General features: G+C 66.1%; 10 protein-coding genes. 5 read left to right on the plus strand and 5 right to left on the minus strand.

Features of this window, described 5'->3' with window-relative positions; all coding sequences use genetic code 11:
• The first annotated feature begins 125 nt into the window (after positions 1–125).
• The gene (locus AArcCO_RS03135) at positions 126–572 is read left to right on the plus strand and encodes a ferritin-like domain-containing protein (RefSeq protein ID WP_259534979.1); all 447 of its coding nucleotides are present in this window, start codon (positions 126–128) and stop codon (positions 570–572) included.
• Between the two features lie 2 nt (positions 573–574).
• Here AArcCO_RS03135 and malQ read toward each other — a convergent pair whose 3' ends face one another.
• Positions 575–2098 (minus strand): 4-alpha-glucanotransferase, encoded by a 1524-nt coding sequence (gene malQ / locus AArcCO_RS03140; RefSeq protein WP_259534980.1) that lies wholly within the window; start codon positions 2096–2098, stop codon positions 575–577.
• On the minus strand, positions 2095–6684 hold the full coding sequence (locus tag AArcCO_RS03145; protein ID WP_259534981.1) for a DUF7997 domain-containing protein: 4590 nt from the start codon (positions 6682–6684) through the stop codon (positions 2095–2097). The genes malQ and AArcCO_RS03145 overlap by 4 nt, the downstream gene beginning before the upstream one ends.
• A gap of 276 nt (positions 6685–6960) precedes the next feature.
• Between AArcCO_RS03145 and AArcCO_RS03150 the strand changes: the two genes are divergently transcribed.
• Both AArcCO_RS03150 and AArcCO_RS03155 read left to right on the plus strand, forming a co-directional pair.
• Positions 6961–7290 carry a carboxymuconolactone decarboxylase family protein gene (locus AArcCO_RS03150; protein WP_259534982.1) on the plus strand — a complete coding sequence of 110 codons (330 nt, stop codon included), beginning with the start codon at positions 6961–6963 and terminating at the stop codon, positions 7288–7290.
• Between the two features lie 223 nt (positions 7291–7513).
• Positions 7514–9448, plus strand: coding sequence for a PAS domain S-box protein (locus tag AArcCO_RS03155; RefSeq protein ID WP_259534983.1), 1935 nt, complete (start codon positions 7514–7516; stop codon positions 9446–9448).
• Between the two features lie 18 nt (positions 9449–9466).
• Here the strand turns inward: AArcCO_RS03155 and AArcCO_RS03160 are convergent, their stop codons facing one another.
• A complete protein-coding gene (locus AArcCO_RS03160; RefSeq protein WP_259534984.1) occupies positions 9467–10531 on the minus strand; it encodes a TrmB family transcriptional regulator in 1065 nt (354 codons plus the stop codon).
• A gap of 112 nt (positions 10532–10643) precedes the next feature.
• Between AArcCO_RS03160 and AArcCO_RS03165 the strand changes: the two genes are divergently transcribed.
• On the plus strand, positions 10644–12743 hold the full coding sequence (locus AArcCO_RS03165; RefSeq protein WP_259534985.1) for a DUF7997 domain-containing protein: 2100 nt from the start codon (positions 10644–10646) through the stop codon (positions 12741–12743).
• A 131-nt stretch (positions 12744–12874) separates the two neighbouring features.
• Here the strand turns inward: AArcCO_RS03165 and AArcCO_RS03170 are convergent, their stop codons facing one another.
• Both AArcCO_RS03170 and AArcCO_RS03175 read right to left on the minus strand, forming a co-directional pair.
• On the minus strand, positions 12875–14011 hold the full coding sequence (locus AArcCO_RS03170) for an ABC transporter ATP-binding protein (RefSeq protein ID WP_259534986.1): 1137 nt from the start codon (positions 14009–14011) through the stop codon (positions 12875–12877).
• 90 nt (positions 14012–14101) lie between these two features.
• Complete coding sequence (locus tag AArcCO_RS03175) at positions 14102–15901, minus strand: glycoside hydrolase family 13 protein (RefSeq protein WP_259534987.1); 1800 nt, start codon at positions 15899–15901, stop codon at positions 14102–14104.
• Positions 15902–16104: 203 nt separating this feature from the next.
• On the opposite strand from AArcCO_RS03175, the gene AArcCO_RS03180 reads away from it, so the two are divergent.
• Entirely contained in the window at positions 16105–17382 is a 1278-nt protein-coding gene (locus tag AArcCO_RS03180; protein WP_259534988.1) for an extracellular solute-binding protein, read from the plus strand.
• Position 17383: the final 1 nt, after the last annotated feature.

The raw sequence follows: 17383 nt of genomic DNA on the forward strand, positions 1-17383 counted from the left end.
AACTGTTCACGACGGTCGATAGGCGTTCGATTCCCCTGGAACTATCGGCGTTTCGACGGATGGAACTGCACGTCGCCTGACGAAACACGTACCTCTTTCAGGCTCCTCCACGAAGGGAGAACGTAATGGCAGACGAAGTAGTTTCACTGCTCAAAGAGGCGTACAACGACGAGATGGAGACGGTCATGAACTACATGGCCAACGCGATCCTGCTCGAGACGATCCGCGGCGAGGAGGTCGCCGAGTCGCTCAAGGAGGACATCGAGGAGGAGCTGGGCCACGCCGAGGAGCTCGGCTACCGGCTGCGCTACTACGGCGAGCGCCCCCCCGCGTCGATGGGGTTCTCCGCGGCACAGGAGTCCCTCCAGCCGCCCGAGGACACCGCGGACGTCCTCTCGGTGATCGACGGCGTCCTCGAGGCCGAATCCGACGCGATCGAAACCTACGAGGAACTCGTCGAGGCCGCTGCAGAGGCGGGCGATTACGTGACGGAGGACCTCGCCGTCGAGCTGCTCGCCGACGAGCAGGCCCACAAGGCGGAGTTCCTCAGCTTCAAACGCGAGTACGAGTAGCGCTAGTTCTCCGGCAGCCGGCCGGTTCGCCCGGTCAATTCACGCAGCCGTTCGGCGGGGAACTCCGCGAGCAGTGCCGACGGACACCGCCACTCCCAGTTTCCCGCGAGGGTACCGGGCGTGTTGAACCGGGCGTCGCTTCCCAGTCCGAACAGATCCTGTAGCGGCGCAATCGCGAACACGGAGTCGCTTTCCCACGCCGCCTCGATGAACTCCCAGTGGATCTCGCTCCCGTCGGTTGCCATGTAGTAGTGCAAACAATCCCGGTGTCCCCCCTCGAGTGACTCGTAGTAGCCGCGGACGGTGTCGGTGTCGTGCGTCGACGGATACGCCACGCTGTCCGCGTCGTACGTGTGTGGCTGGTAGCCGTGGTCGTCGGTACACCAGTCGGCGTACTGCATGACGTTCATTCCCGGGGCGGCGAGCTCCCGGCGGAGTGTTTCCGCCTCGTCGGTGACGTGACCCAGGTTCTCGGCGATTGCCGGCAGCCCCTCCTTGACCGGATCCGCCGCCCGCTCGATCGTCTCGAACAGGTCCCGTCCGGGCCCCGGTCGCCACTCCCCCTCGCGTGCGGGTGCGTCGGCGGGGATCGCCCAGAAGCTCTCGAACCCCCGGAAGTGATCGAGCCGGACGACGTCGACGAGATCCAGGGTCCACGCCAGTCGGTCGACCCACCAGGCGTAGCCGGTCGTCGACAGCGCGTCCCAGTCGTACACCGGGTTCCCCCACTTCTGGCCGTCGTCGTCGATCCCGGGTGGAACGCCGGCGACGACGGCGGGTTCCCCGTCGGCGTCCAGTTCGAACAGCTCCCTGTGGGCCCACACGTCGGCGCTGTCGTGTGCGACGTAGATCGGCACGTCGCCGACGACGTCGATCCCGAGATCCGTCGCGTACTCGTGGAGCCGATACCACTGGTCGTGGGCGACCGCCTGCAGGAAGATCCGATAGCCGATCTCGTCGTCCAGCTCGTCGCGGGCACGCTCGAGTACGTCGTGCTCCCGACGGCGGAACTCAGCCGGCCAGTCGGTCCAGGACCGATCGCCAAACCGTTCCTTCAGTGCCCTGTAGAGGGCGTAATCCCCGAGCCACTCTGCCCGCGAGTCGAACGCCTCGACAGTTTCGACGAGGTCGGACGGTCCTTGCTCCCGGTAGCTCCGGTACGCCTCCCGAAGCAGGGGTCGTTTGTATTCCCGGACGGCGTCGTAGTCGACGCAGTCGTCGGACAGCTTCGGAGACCCGTCGCGCTCGGTTTCGACACGGTCTGCAGAGAGCAGCCCCCGATCGACCAGCTCATCGACGTCGATCAACAACGGGTCGATTGCGAACGCCGAACACGTCTGGTACGGCGAATTGCCGTAGATTCCGACGGTCGGCCCGAGCGGACACAGCTGCCACAGTGACTGGCCAGCCTCAGCGATCCGGTCGAGGAAGCGTCGAGCGGGCGCGCCGATCGTCCCGATCCCGCCCGGGGCGGGAAGCGCGGTGGGATGGCAGAACACCCCCGATCGCCGCTCGAAGTCGGTCATTGCTCCCCGTGAACGTCCCCGAGATCGACCGGCGCCATCGTCGTCCCGACGTCGACCAGCTCCGTCGCGTCGCTCGCGGCGATCACGCGGATCTCGTCTGCACCGGGTTCGACCTCGAGGGCGGTCTCGAAGGTGCCGTCGTCGACCGGAACCGAAATCGTCTCGTTTGGCGCCCAGACGACGACCTCGTCGCCGTCGGTTTCGCCCGACACCGCGACGACTGTCGACCCGTCGTCGTTCGTTTCGACAGCGGGTTCGGCGATCGATAGCGACGGTCCCTCGGGGGCGTCACCTTCCCGGTACCGTTCGGCCAGGAACCGGGGGGTCTCGACGGGTTCGCCGGCGTCGATGCCGTGGGCCAGCCGAACGAACCCGGCCATGCTCCAGGCCAGCGGGGTCGCCGCACCGGTTCCCTCGCCGAACTCCCAGCCGTACTCGGTCGGGTATTCGCGATCCCACACCTGTTCTGGCAACATCCGTCCGTCGTTTCCGAATCCCGCCATCGTCTCGAGCAACGCGCTGGGATCGAGCTCGCCGCCGTCGGTGCCCCGCTGGAGCTCGTACTCGCCGCGCTCGCCGGTGAAGATCGGCCACAGCCGGCCGCTCCCGTTCCGGTTCGTTCCCCAGGGGGCCCCCTCGTCGGGTTCCGTGTCGCCGATCTCCCCGTAGCCGTCGCCGTTGTACCGGTACCACGCCGGGCCGTGGGGGGTCTCCGTCCGGATCGCGTCGTCGACGACCGCCACGGAGTTTTCGATCGGCGGATCGTCCGGATCCCGGATCCCCAACCTGACGAGCTCGAGGAAGCCGGCGTCGACGATCTCCCGCTCGTCGAGGGTCGGTCCGTTGTTCGCCAGTTCGCGGCGGACGCCGCTGTCGGGGTTTCCGTTGCGGGTGACCCGCACGTAGTAGGGCGCCGGCTCGAACCGTCCGGTGCCCGCGGTGGCACACCAGTCGTCGACGCGAGCGCGCCAGTCGTCGGCGTGAGCCAGATACGAAAGCGCGTCGGCGCGTTCCCCCTCCCCGTCGGCCAGTGACGCCCCGCAGCCGAGTCCCGCGATTTCGGCGGCGATCGTCGACGGGGAGTAGCCGGCTTCCTCCTCCCACCGCTCCTGGCCGGATCTGGGGCCCGACCGGAGGAGATACTCCAGGGAGCCGCGGACGTTGCCGTAGTCGTAGCTCACGTCCTCGAAGCCGATCCCGTGATGGTCCGCGAGCTGGTAGGCCATCACCGACGGGAACGAGATGTTGTCGAGCTGTTCGCCGCCCCAGCGCGTCCGGCCGTCGAGGTAGGTGTTTTGCGGCAGGAAGCCGTTGACGCGCTGCTGGTACTCGTAAATGTATTCGAGGGAGTCGACGGCGCTTTCGACGTCGCCGATCGCCCGCAGCGCAGAAAACACCTGATAGAGGTCGCGGGCCCACGCGAAGTTGTAGCCGAAGTCGCGGGGATCGGTCGCGTCGACTGCCTCGCCCCACGGAACCGACGGGCTCGCGATCCCGGCGCCGGTGAACGTCTTGTCCTCGACTGCTTTCAGCACCGCGATCGCCGCGCGGTACTGCCGGCGGAGGTCCGGATCCCCGGCGACGCTTTCGGGCGGCTCGAACCGGTCGAGGTACGACCGCCACCCGTCGAGGTACGCCTCCCGGACGGACACGTAGCCCGCATCGAGCGTCCGTTTGGCTTCCATCATTGCGTCGTCGACGTCGGCCTCCTCGGCGAACCCGACGGAGACGAGGTCCGCGAGCGAGCCGACGTCAGTCCCGAGCCGACCGACGAGCACGGCGTGTCCCGGCTCGGTCTCCCCCCGGGGTTCGGGGAGGGTGCCGTCGGCAAACAGGCCGACGAGACCGTCGCTTCCCGACCGGTCGACGGTCGCCCACTCGAACTGGCGCCGCGAGGCGATCGCGGCGGCGACCCGGTAGGGCTCGCCGTCGGTGTCGACGATCGCGGGGTCCTCGGCGGCACCGGTCTCACTGGCTGCCAGCGCGTAGCCGTCGCCGTCTGCGACCGTACGGGCTTCGGTTCCTCGCATGTACCCCGAAAGCGCCGCGTTTCCGACGACGTACACGTCGTAGCCGTTCCCGTCGCGGGCGGTGAAGCTCACGTCCAGCAGGATCGACTCGCTTCCCGGGTCTGTCACGTACTCGACGACCAGTTCCCACTCGTGGCCGTCGCGGCCGGTCTCTGCGATCGTCTGTCTGTACACCGGCCCCTCGGTGCCGACCATCTCGGTGGATCGGGAAATCGTCTCGGCGTCGTCGTCGGTCCGCGTTTCGTTGTGCGTTCGGGCGGTGTACGACGACTCGGCGTCGGCGTCGACGACGAGGAAGTCGATCGTGCGGAAGTTCATCAGATCGACGCGGGGGAACCGGGGCTCCGTCAGGGCTCCCTCCGTCAGCGTGAACCACACGCGGGAGGGATCCGACGCGTTGTGATCGCAGGCGGTCCCGACGCCGTACGTCTCGCCTGTGGTCCACGTCGAATGCCCCGCCGGGCCGGTCACTTGCGTCGGTTCGGCCTCGACGCCGACGGCGTCGGCCGCCGCGAGTCGGGCGACGGTCCCGGCCCGGAGCGCGTGAGCCCACGCGAACGGGACGGCGCTGTCGGGCGAGCCGTCGTCGAAGGTCTGTTCTGGAAGCGAACCCCCTGGCCCCGAAAGCGGCCCGTCCGGGGCCAGAAGCGAGAGCAGATCCCGCGACCGCTCGAACGCGGAGGCGGACGCGTCGTCCTCGCCGGCCGATGCCAAGAGCACACCCAGGTCGGCGCTGGCTTCCCCAGCCCACGCGACCGAAAGCGGCCAGATCTTCTCGCCGGCGTCGGACGGCCGACGCCAGTCGTCGCCCTGGTAGCGTGCCATCCCGGAGACGCCGCCCCCCCCGCCACGGCGGAGCCCATCGATCGTGGACTCGACGTGGGTTTCGAGCCGGTCGAGCCGGTCGGCGTCGATCCCGTCGCGGAGCGTGGCGTACTCCCGGTGGGCGCTCGCGAGCGCGAGCGTGGCGGCGTCGAACCGTTCGTCCCCGGGCTTGCGGAGGTAGCGGTCGCCGTCCCACCGGTCGTCCAGCCGCTCGTAGATCGCGTCGGCCCGCCGTCGCGCTTCCGCTTTCAGCTCCTCGTCGACCGGCGCGCGGGCGACCCCGGAAAACGCCTCCAGGAACGCCGCGGCCGTGTGGGTAAAGCGGCCGATCTCGGTCTCCCAGACCCCCTGGCAGTTCCCGGGGAGCCCGTCCGCGTCGAGATCGTCGACAAGCGCCTCGAACGCGCGTTCGATCGTTCCCTCGATCGACCCAGCGCGCTCCGGGGCGTCGGTTGCTGTCCGAAGGTACGTCGCGAGGTATGTGAGGACGCTTGCGGTCCCGTCCGGCTGGTGGATCCGACCCTCACCGGAGACGCGGTCGTTCGCCCATCCCGGCGCGAGCGATCCGTTGTGGGCCCACACCCGCTGTGGCCAGCTCCCGTCCGGTAGCTGTGTTCGGCGATAAAAGTCACAGGCGTCCGCATGGCGGTCGCCCAGGTCGAGATCGAACGTCCTCTCGAGATCGAGCAGCCGTCGCGAGACGGCGGCGTCGTCGCGGAACCAGGCGTAGCCGTAGCCGCCGGAGTGAACGTGGGAGGGGTCGTATTCGGGGCCTTTGATCCGGGCCCCCGTCGGTGCCGTCAACAGTGAGATCGCCCGGAAGTCCGTCCGGATCGCCTCGCGGTACGGGACGCCGGCAACGTCGGGATCGACCGCCGCGATCGCGCGGTTGCGGATCTGCCGGTCGGTCTGGTAGTGATCGGCAAAGGCCCTGACGCGGGCCAGTGCGTCCTCGCGTTCGGTCTCGCGGTTGTCGGCAAGCAGCGTGACGAGCGTCGTCTGCAGGAAGTCGCCGTCGTCCGAGAGCGGCACCTCGAGGAGGACGGTGTCCGAAAGCGGGTGATGGACGCCGTTCTCCTCGCGGGCGTACTCGAGATCCGTGTCGTCGGTGTCCTCCTTGCCGTTGCTCTCCCCGTCGTCGGCAGCGCCGCCTGCAGGGTCAGCCGCTCCCGTCGTCGACAACGATTCGAACCACTCGCGGGGACGGCCGATCGCCCTGTCGAGCCCGGTCGAAGCGGTCACGTAGTCGTGTTCGGCGTCGTGAAACACCTCGAGGACGTCCTCGTGGCGGAGCAGTCCGGTGCTCCGGCGCTGGCCGTCCGGCCTGAACTGCACTGCCGCGACGATCCGCGCCCGGTCGGGCACCTCCCCGTGGAGTTCGAAGTGGGTCAGGTGCGCCCCGTCGAGCGTGTAATCGTACTGCCTGATCGTGTACGATCCAGCGTCGTGCTCGGTCACGACCACCGTCGTCTCCCCGTCGTAGGCCTGTCTGCTCGTCTCCAGCTCGTCGAACCAGTTCGTCCCTTCGCGGGAGCGGACGCCCAGCCGCGAGCGTTCGATCCCGTGTAATCCGAGCGTCGCCGCCGAGTAATCCCGCAGCGACCCGTTCCGATCGACGTACACCAGCCGTCCCGCGTCGCCACTGAAAAGGCCCTCCGTCGATCGGCGTTCTCCCGGGTACCACTCCTCTGCTCCCCTGTCGCGTTCGTGTTCGGGTATCGCTGTGCGCATCGTGTATCTCGTTCGTGTTCCGATCGCAGTGATTTCTCGTCCCGGTTCCCCCGCGACGAGACCGACACCGTCTCGCCGTTCTCGACTCCGATCGCGCGTCCGTATTCTTCAAATAAGTACTACGCACGTAGTAACCATTTCGGTCGTCCTATCGCCGTGACGTCCGGCCCATCGTCGTTGCGCGAACACGTTTTCGTTTCCTCGGCTCGCCGGGACTCGGTCGTTTCGTCGTCGACAGGGAAAGATATGTTACCACTCGACGTGATAGTTAATCGCATGTCAGATCAGATCGACGATCCGGAGGAGCTGCCCGCCTCGGCCGGCGAATTCGCGACAGAGCACCGCGACGTGTGGGACGCCTACGCCGACCTCGGAGAGGCGTGCGCTGCGGCAGGCCCGATCGACGACGAGACCAAGCGGCTGGTCAAACTCGCGCTCGCGATCGCCGCTGAGTCGGAGGGGGCGGTCCACTCGCACGTCCGGCGGGGGCTCGAAGAAGGGGTCGACCCGGAGACGCTCGAACACGCGGCGATCCTGGCTATCCCCACGATCGGGTTCCCGAAGGCGATCGCCGGGCTGACCTGGATCCGGGACGTAACGGAGTGAGGCTATTTTCCCGGGAGAGGGCCACTCCGTGGGTCGTTTTCGGGTAATATCCTGCCATTCGATCTCACAGAACGTTTATTCTTCTTCGGCTGAATGTATATACAGACACCGAGATCGCCAGGTCACGTACAGATCTCTCCGTTGAGCAGTCGGATAGAGTTTGGGTACACGGGCCGAGGTTCTGCGGTTCACTATCATGACTCACGATACATTCGAGGACAATATGCAGTCGGGGACCCGCGGCGGTTCGCTTCCCGAAAGCAACAGACGAGCGGACGATACCGAACGGACCGAAAACGAGTCGACGAAGCGAGACTCTATCGCACACGATACGTTCGACGCCGCGTACTTCCGTCGAGCCGTCGAGCAGTCCGCCTCGGCGGTGTTTTTCACCGACACCGACGGTACCATCGAGTACGTCAATCCGGCCTTCGAAGAACTCACCGGCTACGACGCAGCGGAGGCGATCGGACGCAACCCGCGAATCCTCAAGTCGGGACAACTCCCCGAGGAGTACTACGAGCGGATGTGGGGAGCCATCCTCGCGGGCGAGGTGTGGCGCGAGGAGGTCCCGAACCACCGTGCCGACGGGGAGCTGTACTACGCAAACCAGACGATCGCACCGATCAGGAACGGAACCGGCGAGATCACGGAGTTCGTCGCGATCCAGAACGAAATCACCGAGTACAAACGGCTTTCTCGCGACCTCGAAGTGTACGAGACGATCGTGCAGCAGCTCGAAGATCCGGTGATGCTGCAGGATCTCGACGGGAACTTCGTGGTGGCAAACGAGGCCGTAAGCGAGCACACCGGCGTCCCCACCGACGAACTCGTCGGCCGCGACGAGTTCGCGTTCATGGACGCGGAGTCGGCCGCGTTTGTCGCCGACCGGAAGCGCGAGGTGCTCGAACGCGAGGAATCGGTCTCCTATGAGGTTTCCCCGTCGTTTCCCGGCACCGAGGAGGAACGATCGTTCAACACTCTCCGGTACCCCTTCTACGACGAGAGCGACGAACTGGCCGGAACGATCGCGATCTGTCGAGACTTCACCGAGCTGAAACGGCGGGAGGAGCAGCTCGTCCAGTACAAATGTGCAGTCGAAGGCGCCTACGACCTGATCGCGGCGTGTGACGCCGACGAACGCCTCGTGTTTGCGAACGGGCCGTACTGTCGGTTCCACGGTATCGATCCCGATTCGGTCGACGGGCTCACGGTGAGAGACGTTGTCGACGAGGAGACCTACGACGCGGCGAGCGACCGGATCCAGCGTGCGCTCGCGGGCGACTCCGTCAAATACCGGATGCGGCGGACCCACGACCAGCAGGGGGATCGCATTCTCGACGTCCGGTACTATCCGATCGGGAGCGACGGCATTGCCGACTGCGCCGGCCCTACGGACGCCTCCAGCGACGGCGCCGATGCAGTACGAGGAGCGGTCGCGATCATGCGGGACGTCACCGACGACGCCGAGCGGGAGCAACACCTCGCAGTCGTCGATCGACTGCTCAGACACAACATCCGCAACGAACTGAACGTCGTCCACGGCCGGGCAGCGCAGATCCGCGAGGAAACGAACGGGGAGACCGTAAAATTGGCCGACGGGATCCTCACCCCGGTCGAACGACTGCTCGAGACTGCGGAGAAATCCAGGGCAGTCACCGAGATCCTCAGGAAGCGAACCGACAGGGAAACGATGGACGTGGCGGCCGGCTGTCGGGCGGCTGCAAGGTGGATCGAAAACCGTCACCCGAACGCCAGCGTCGACGTCGTGGCGCCCGCGTCGGCGGTCGCCACCGCCTCGCCGAACCTCGGGGATGCGATCGACGAGCTCCTCGAAAACGCAGTCGAACACGCCGACGTGGAACGGCCGTCCGCCGAGATCCGCATTACCGAAGCGACAGAGTCGGTCCACGTCTCGATCAGGGACCAAAACCCCGCGATATCGGAGATGGACCGGGCAGTCCTCGAGAACGGTCGACCGCCGAACCAGCTTTCACACGGCAGCGGATTGGGGCTGTGGCTGGTCTACTGGATCGTCGCCCGATCCGGCGGAACGATCACCGTACGCGAGGTCGAACCGCGGGGGAACCTCGTCACGATCGAACTCCCGCGCGGGACGCCGACGGACGGGGACCGACTCGAGGACGGTCCGGGCTGACTGCGCCCGCGTTCGCGCTCAGGCAGCCAGAAGTGTCACGGCGCTTGCTTCCACGTCCTCGACGAACGCGCCTGGTCCGCCGACGGTTACCACTGTCCCGTCGTCCGTCTCCAGCGTGAGCGCGTGTTCGACCGGGAACTCGTTGTTCGCGGGCGTTATCAGCCCCTGCGTGACGTCGACGACGCGGCCCTCGATGGCGACGGGTTCGTCGTCCTCCGTCGCGCGTCCCTCGACGCTCGCCCGCAGGTCGGTCCCCGCCCGGAGGTGGCGGGTTGCCTGGAGCACCGCATGGCGGAAGTCGGCGAACTCCCGGGGGAGCGGCGCCGGATCGGCGACCGCGACCTCCTCGGCGACGGGCCAGTAGTTGCCCAGGAAGGACCCGACGATCACCGGCCCCAGCTGCTCCTGGGTGAAGACGATTGCCTGGCGATCGGAGTTGGACCGTACCAGCATCTCCATCGGCGCCAGGACGCCGATCCGGCTGTCGACCGCGAGGATCGTCGGCATCGGCTCGCTCCAGGTACGGGTGACGCTTGCGATTCCGTTGAGTTCCGGCAGCGTCTCCGACAGCTCCGTCTGGTCGTCGACGCCGGCGACGATCAGCAACACCAGCACCCCACGGTCCACCGCGGCGGCCAGTTCCTCGCGCACGTCCGGGAGGTGGTCGATCGGCAGCGACAAAACGAGCTCCGTCTCCGCCTCGCGGATGAGGGCCCGGATCCGCTTGAGGACGGTCACCCGCGATTTGACGACCTCGAACTGGTCGGCCGTCGGTTCGACCTCGGCGTACCGCTGTTTTAGCCCCGGCAACATTGCGTCGACGTCCCGTTGCAGGCTCTCGATCACCTGCTCGGGCGGGTTCGCGCGGATCACTGTCGGCACGACGTGGTCGTTGACCTCTGCAAACCCCCGTTTCTCCAGCGTCTCGCTGACGCTGTAGACGTACCGCTTGGAGACCCCCGCCGCGTCGGCGATCTGGCTCGCGGTCGCCTCGCCGTGGGCGAGCAGCGTGAGATACGTGTCGATCTCCTTGTCGGAAAAGCCGAACCGACCGAGGAGGTCGACCAGCGTGGACTCGTCCATACGTCTACACTACCCACCGTTCACTTAGATGGGTCGGAACGCTCCACTGGCCAAACGTATGAACTAAAATTACACCAAAGATTAAAATCGGGTGGGTCCTTCTGCACGAACGATGAGTGATCGCGACCCGCCGGTCGGCGAAGAACGAGAGGGAGAGACTCCCCCCCGGTTTCCCGGAGAGCGTCCCACGACGACCGGACTGTTCTCGGGCGGCGGCGATCGGCTGGTTCACGTTCGCCCGGACGGTTGTCTCCGGGACTTCGGCTATCCGCTTTCGGGGCTGTCCGGGATCGATCGGGCCCGGTTTGCGCTCCGGTTCGACGACGAGGTAGTCCGGTTCGCTGGCTGTGACACGACACAGCGTTACGTCGACGAGAGTTCGCTCGTGGAAACCGTCCACCCAACGCCTGCGGGTCCGGTTCGTCGCCTGGATCTAAACGAGGGCCGGGCCCACCTGACCCGGTTCGACCTCTCGGACCTGTCGGCGAGTGCGGAATCGGCCGACGATGCCGGCACGTCCGACCTCGCACTGCTCGTCTCGCTGGCGTTCTCGCCGGACGGCCGAACCGACCGCGTCGGCCAGCTCCGCTATCCCGACTCGATCGAAGTGTATCACACACGGGAGAGTGATTTCCTCGCGGCCGATCCCGGCTTCGAGTCGGTCCGGGCCGGCACCCCAGCCCACGGGTTCGAGTGGGCCCGATCATTCGATGGCAGCGGTGCCACCGACGGGCAACGATACGAGGAGGAGCGCCTCTCGCGGTGGATCGGCGCCGAGATCGTTCCGGACGGCAGGACGGTTACGCTGGTGTCGTTGTTGACGAACCGAGCCGACACGCCGCGCGATCGCGCACGAGACCGACTCGAGGAACTGCTCGATCGGTTCGAGGATCGCCCGGCGTTCGAGCGGGCAGCCGCGGCGGCCGGCGTCGGGGTTACCGACGCCCCCGTGACTGTTCCGTCCTCCGTGCCCGGTCGGGACGGTGCCGTCGAAGACCTCCGCGTCGTTTCGATGCTTTCCGGGTCGACCGGGCTCCGGATCGCGGGCCCCGACTTCGATCCGGCGTATCGACACTCGGGCGGCTACGGCTACACGTGGTTCCGTGACGACGCGGAGATCGCGGGGTTCCTACTGACTGCCGACCGTGTGTTCGACCTGGATCTCGGCGCCTGGCACCGCCGATCCGCCGAGATGTACTGCCGAACCCAGCTTCCGGACGGCACCTGGCCCCATCGCGTCTGGCCCGTCGACGGCTCGCTCGCCCCCGGCTGGGCGAACAGCCGCCTCGAGACGGGCGAGAACGGGGAGTACCAGGCGGACCAGACCGCAAGCGTCGTGACGTTTCTCGCGCGGGTCCGGGACCGGCTCGATTCCGACGCGGACGGGGACCTTCCCGCCCAAGTGGACGAGGCCCTGGCGGCCGGGCTCGACGGACTCGACGCGACGCTTGCAGCCGACGGGCGTCCCGAGGTGTGTCAGAACGCCTGGGAGGACGCCGCGGGTCGGTTTTCCCACACGGCTGCGACGTTCCTCGAGGCGTACGCTGGGGTTGCGGCTGCAACATCGGTCGATTCTGATCTCCGAGCGCACGCACGTGAGCAGGCCCATCGGGTGTCCGCCGGGATCGACGACTTCTGGATGGACGACCGGGGGGCCTTCGCGATGCGGGAGACGCCCGACGGGGAACTGGACCGACGTTTCGACTCCGCGTCGTTCGCGCTCGTGGGCGCCCACCGGTCGTACGACCGGGTGTCCGGCGTCGACGACGATCGTCTCGACCGGCTCGTTTCACACGTCGACTCGCTCGTCGAGGGGCTCTCTCGGAACCCCGAGGACGGACCCATCGAAGGGCTCGTCAGGTACGAAGGCGACGAGTGGCGCCGGGAAGAGCAGACGGAACCCAAGGTGTGGACGGTCTCCACGGCGTGGGGGGCTAATGCGGCCACGGAACTGTCCGTGCTCTTGTCAGAGCGGGACGATCCTCGGGCGCCCGACTGGACCCGCCGGGCCCGCGAACTGCTCGCACTGGTCGAGCCCGGCGGCCCGCTCGCGGCACAGACCGGTTACCTTCCCGAACAGTTCTTCGACGACGGCACCCCCGACAGCGCCACGCCGCTTGGATGGCCCCACGCGATCCGGCTGTCGACCCGCGCCCTGCTTTCCGAACGTGGAGTGCTGCGGATGGACGACGAGCCGGTCGCGACCGACTGATCGGGGACGGCGGCGGTTTAACTGCCGCTCAAAAGGGGGAGTTCTTCTGAGGACACCTCGATCGAGGGCACTTTTGAGGACACCCTGATCGAGGGCACTTTTGAAAACATCCGGATTGGGAATCTGCCGTCCTACGTAGAGGAGGTGCTCCTCGACGCCGCCGCCGTCCGGGTCGGATCGACCCCGTCCGTGCGAACCGCAGTTCCGTCGTCGCCGAACAGGTGGAGGTCGCTCTCGTCGAACGACACGTGGACTCTCTCGCCCATCGACGGCTCGACTGCGGCGTCGACGCGCGCGATGAAGTTGTGGCCAAGATCCAGATAGACGTAATTGTCCGAGCCGACGGGTTCGACCACCTCGACGGTCGTTTCGAGGCCGTTATCGGTGATGAAGACGTCCTCGGGTCGGATCCCGGCGGTGTAGCTTGTCCCGCCTGAGACCAGCTCCGACAGCTGGCCGTTCAACGCGACGTCGAAGTTCCCGTCGGGATCGACGAGCCGGAGTTCGCCCCCCGTATTGTGTGCCTCCACCTCGAGGAAGTTCATGCTCGGCGAACCGACGAAGCTGCCGACGAACTCGTTTGCGGGGTTGCGGTACACTTCCTTCGGTTCCCCGACCTGCTGGAGAACGCCGTTTTCCAGGATCGCCATCCGGTCGCCCATCGTCATCGCCTCCTCCTGGTCGTGGGTCACGTACAGCGCGGTGATATCCAGTTCGTCTTGCAGCCGCTGGATCTCCGTGCGCATCTCCACCCGGAGCTTGGCGTCGAGGTTCGACAGCGGCTCGTCGAACAGGAACACGTCCGGCTCCCGGACGATCGCACGCCCCAGCGCGACGCGCTGTTTCTGACCACCCGAAAGCTCGTCGGGTTGCTGTTCGAGCAGCTCGCCGATTCCCATCATGTCGGCGGCCCATTCGACCTTCTCCCGGCGTTCTGCCTTCGTGAGGTCGGTGGACATCCGGAGCCCGAACTCCATGTTCTGGAAGACGGTCTTGTGGGGGTACAGCGCGTAGTTTTGAAACACCATCGCGACGTCCCGCTTGCGTGCGTGCCGGTCGGTGACGTCCCTGTCGCCGATGTACACCCGGCCGTCGGTGGGCCGCTCCAGTCCCGCAACCATCCGCAACGTCGTCGACTTCCCGCAGCCAGACGGCCCGACGACGGTGAGGAACTCCCCGTCATTCACCGTCAGGTCGACGTCGTCGACGGCGACGATGTCGCCCGCGTCGAACTCCTTTCGCAGTGATTCGAGCCGTACGGTTGCCATTGTCACGAATCAGGTATGACAGGCAATAACTCTTTCCCAAATTTTCGAAAGTGTGAGGTAAAATTTCGTATTAATTCTCACCCGATCGTTTCACGTCCAGATTGCCCCGGATCGCTCCCCGAGTGTGAGTTGATCTCCGTCCTCTCCCCGGTCTGGTTGCTGCTCCACTGACCCTGTGGCAAACAGCACGTCGCCACCTTCGCCCACCAGTGGCACGTCGACGGCTCCGGGGCCGCGGTTGATCGCGACGGTGACGGGCCGTCCGTGCGTTGCCTGATCCGACCCGTGGGCCGCAGGGATGCTCCGGGTGAACACCAGGGTGTCCTCGCTCGACCGCTCGCGGTCGAACCGCACCTGGCCGCGCCGGAGTACTGTCCGGGTCGTCCGGAGGTCGATCAGCTCCCGGACGTCTTCCCGAAGCGCCGAATTCTGTTCGGACTCGTCCCACGTCATCGGTCGCCGGCAGTCGGGATCGTCGCCGCCGGTCATCCCGACCTCGTCGCCGTAGTACAAGCACGGCGTCCCCCGATAGGTGAAAAGCAGGAGAAACGCCAGTCGAAGGATCTGCTCGTCACCGCCACACCGGTGGAGCAGTCGCGGCGTGTCGTGGCTCCCGAGCAGATTGAAAAGCACGCCGTTCGTCGGGTCCGGGTGGCGCATGCGGTGGCGCGTCATCTTGTCGATGAACCCGACGGCGTCGATCTCGGGATCCGCGAGGAAGTCGTAGACGGCATACGAGAACGGGTAGTTCATCGCGGCGTCGAACTGGTCGCCCTCCAGCCAGGGGCGCGCGTCGTGCCAGATCTCCCCGAGGATGTACGTCTCCGGGTCGATCGACTTGACTTCCCGGCGAAGGTCCCGCCAGAACCGGTGATCGACCTCGTTTGCGACGTCGAGACGCCAGCCGTCGATCCCGAACTCCTCCACCCAGTAGGTGGCGACGTCGAACAGGTACTCCCGGACCGCCGGATTCGCGGTGTTCAGTTTGGGCATCTCCGGGACGAACGCGAACGCGTCGTAGCTGGGTCGGGGGTCGAACTCGATTGGGAACTCGTGGACGTGAAACCAGTCTGCGTACTCCGAGTCGGCGCCGTTCTCGACGACGTCCTGGAACGGCTCGAACGTCCACCCACAGTGGTTGAACACCGCGTCGAGCATCACACGGATCCCCCGGCCGTGGGCCCGATCGACGAGTCGCGTCAGGGTCTCTTCGTCCCCGAACTGCGGGTCGATCCGCATGTAATCGGTGGTGTCGTACTTGTGATTCGACGGCGCCTCGAAGATCGGAGTGAGATACAGCGCCGTGACGCCCAGTTCCTCGAGGTAGTCCAGGTTGTCGATGATCCCCTCGAGGTCGCCGCCGTAGAAACTGTCACGATCGGGGCGTCCGCCCCACGCTTCGACATCGTCGGGATCCCGGCTCGGATCCCCGTTAGCGAACCGTTCCGGAAAGATCTGATAGAAGACGGCGTCGGCGACCCACTCCGGCGGGTCGACGACCCCATCCGGGTGGAGGTACGGATACTCGAAGTAGTGGAGGGGGCGTTCTGCTCCCATCGTGGGTAGCTCGTTGATCGATCCCTCCTCGAACCCCCACTCGGTGAACCAGAGCTCCTCGTCGTCTGTCGAGAGGTGAAACGCATAACAGAGGCGCCCGTGAGCCGGTTCCACGGCGGCCTGCCAGTAGTCGAACCGGTCGTCCGCCCCGATTGACCGCATCGATGTACGCTTCGCGCTTTCGGGCCAATCGTACTTGTCGCCGTGGACGATTCGACACTTCCCGACGTCCTGTCGCTCCGTTCGGAGCCTGACGTGGACCGTCTCCTTGTCGGGTGCGTACGCGTACTCGCTCTTCGGGCGGTGATGCACCGCCTCCCGCGTGATGGCCATGGCCGCTTTCGTGGCGGTAGCCGTAAAACCGTTCGGCACTCTTCGAGAAGAGTGATGTATAATTTCGTAGCACGTTTTTTAAACCCGAATATTCGCGATATAGGCCTCAAAAACCGCCTTTGCGGCATTGTTGCACTCTCTGGAACGTGAATCCTTCCCAAATCTTTAAAACATTGAATTCATTATTCATCATAGATTCAGCCATGAGAACGAATCGCAGAAAGCTGCTCGGCGCACTGGCGGGAACGGGCTTCGTGGGCGTTGCAGGCTGTGTCGGCGTCGAAGAGGACGACCCCGACGACGGCGCGGGCGGTGGGGGCGGCGACGGGGACGGCGACGGAAACGGGGGCGGCGACGACGGCGAGGAGGAGACCGTCGCCGGCGAGGCGGAGTTCTGGTACGCGCTCTCGGAGGGCGAACTCGAAATCGTCGAAGACGCGGTCGGGACGTTCAACGACGAGACGGACTACCTGCTGGACGGTGCCGACATCGCCGAACTCGAGGACCGACTCGTGAGCGCGATCCCCGCCGGCGAGGGGCCGGAGATCTTCATGTGGGCACACGACTGGGTCGGTGACTTCGCGGACTCGCAGTTCATCGTCGATCAGAGTGAGGATCTCGACGTCGACCTCGATCAGTTCACCGACGCGGGCCGCAACGCGATCCAGTACCAGGGCGGCGTGTACGGGCTGCCGGTCTCGGCGGAGACGGTCGCGTTGATCTACAACGAGGAGATGGTCGACGAGCCGCCGGAGACGATCGACGAAATGCAGGAGATCATGGAGGAGTACCACGATCCGGCGAACAACCAGTTCGGGCTGTCGTATCCGATGGACCCGTACTTCTACTCGGCGTACGCCCACGCGTTCGGCGGCTACTACTTCGACGACGCCGACGAGAGCCTCGGGCTCACAATGGACGAGACGATCCGCGGCTTCGAGGTCGTCCTCGAGGAACTGGACCCGTACTCCCCGAACGACCCCGAATACGATCCCCAGGCGGCCGCCTTCGTCGAGGGGAACGCTCCCCTCGCGATCAACGGTCCGTGGTTCCTCGGCGACGTGGAGTTCGAGGCGAGCGTCGCGGCGCTTCCGGCGCCCGACGGCGGCGAACCCGCGCCGTACTCCGGCGTGAGTATGATCTACTTCGCGGACGCGATCACCGACGAAGCGGACCGTGGCGACGCGGCACGCACGTTCGCGGAGTGGTACACCACGAACACGGACGTGCTCACGCGTCTCGCGGAGGACCAGGGATACATTCCGGTCCACGAGGATCTCGCGGGAAGCGACGACCTCCCGGACGCAGTGCAGGGCTTCTCGGAATCGGCTGCCACCGGCGTTCCGATGCCGACAAACGCCAAGATGAACCAGGTGTGGGGTCCCCTCGAGGACGCGTTCATGAACGCTTACACCGGCGATCAGTCCCTCGAGGACGCGATGGTCGACGCCGAAGACCGGATCCGCGATAACTGGGACTGAC

The sequence above is a fragment of the Halalkaliarchaeum sp. AArc-CO genome, from assembly GCF_024972735.1.
In the GTDB taxonomy this organism is placed as follows: Archaea; Halobacteriota; Halobacteria; order Halobacteriales; family Haloferacaceae; genus Halalkaliarchaeum.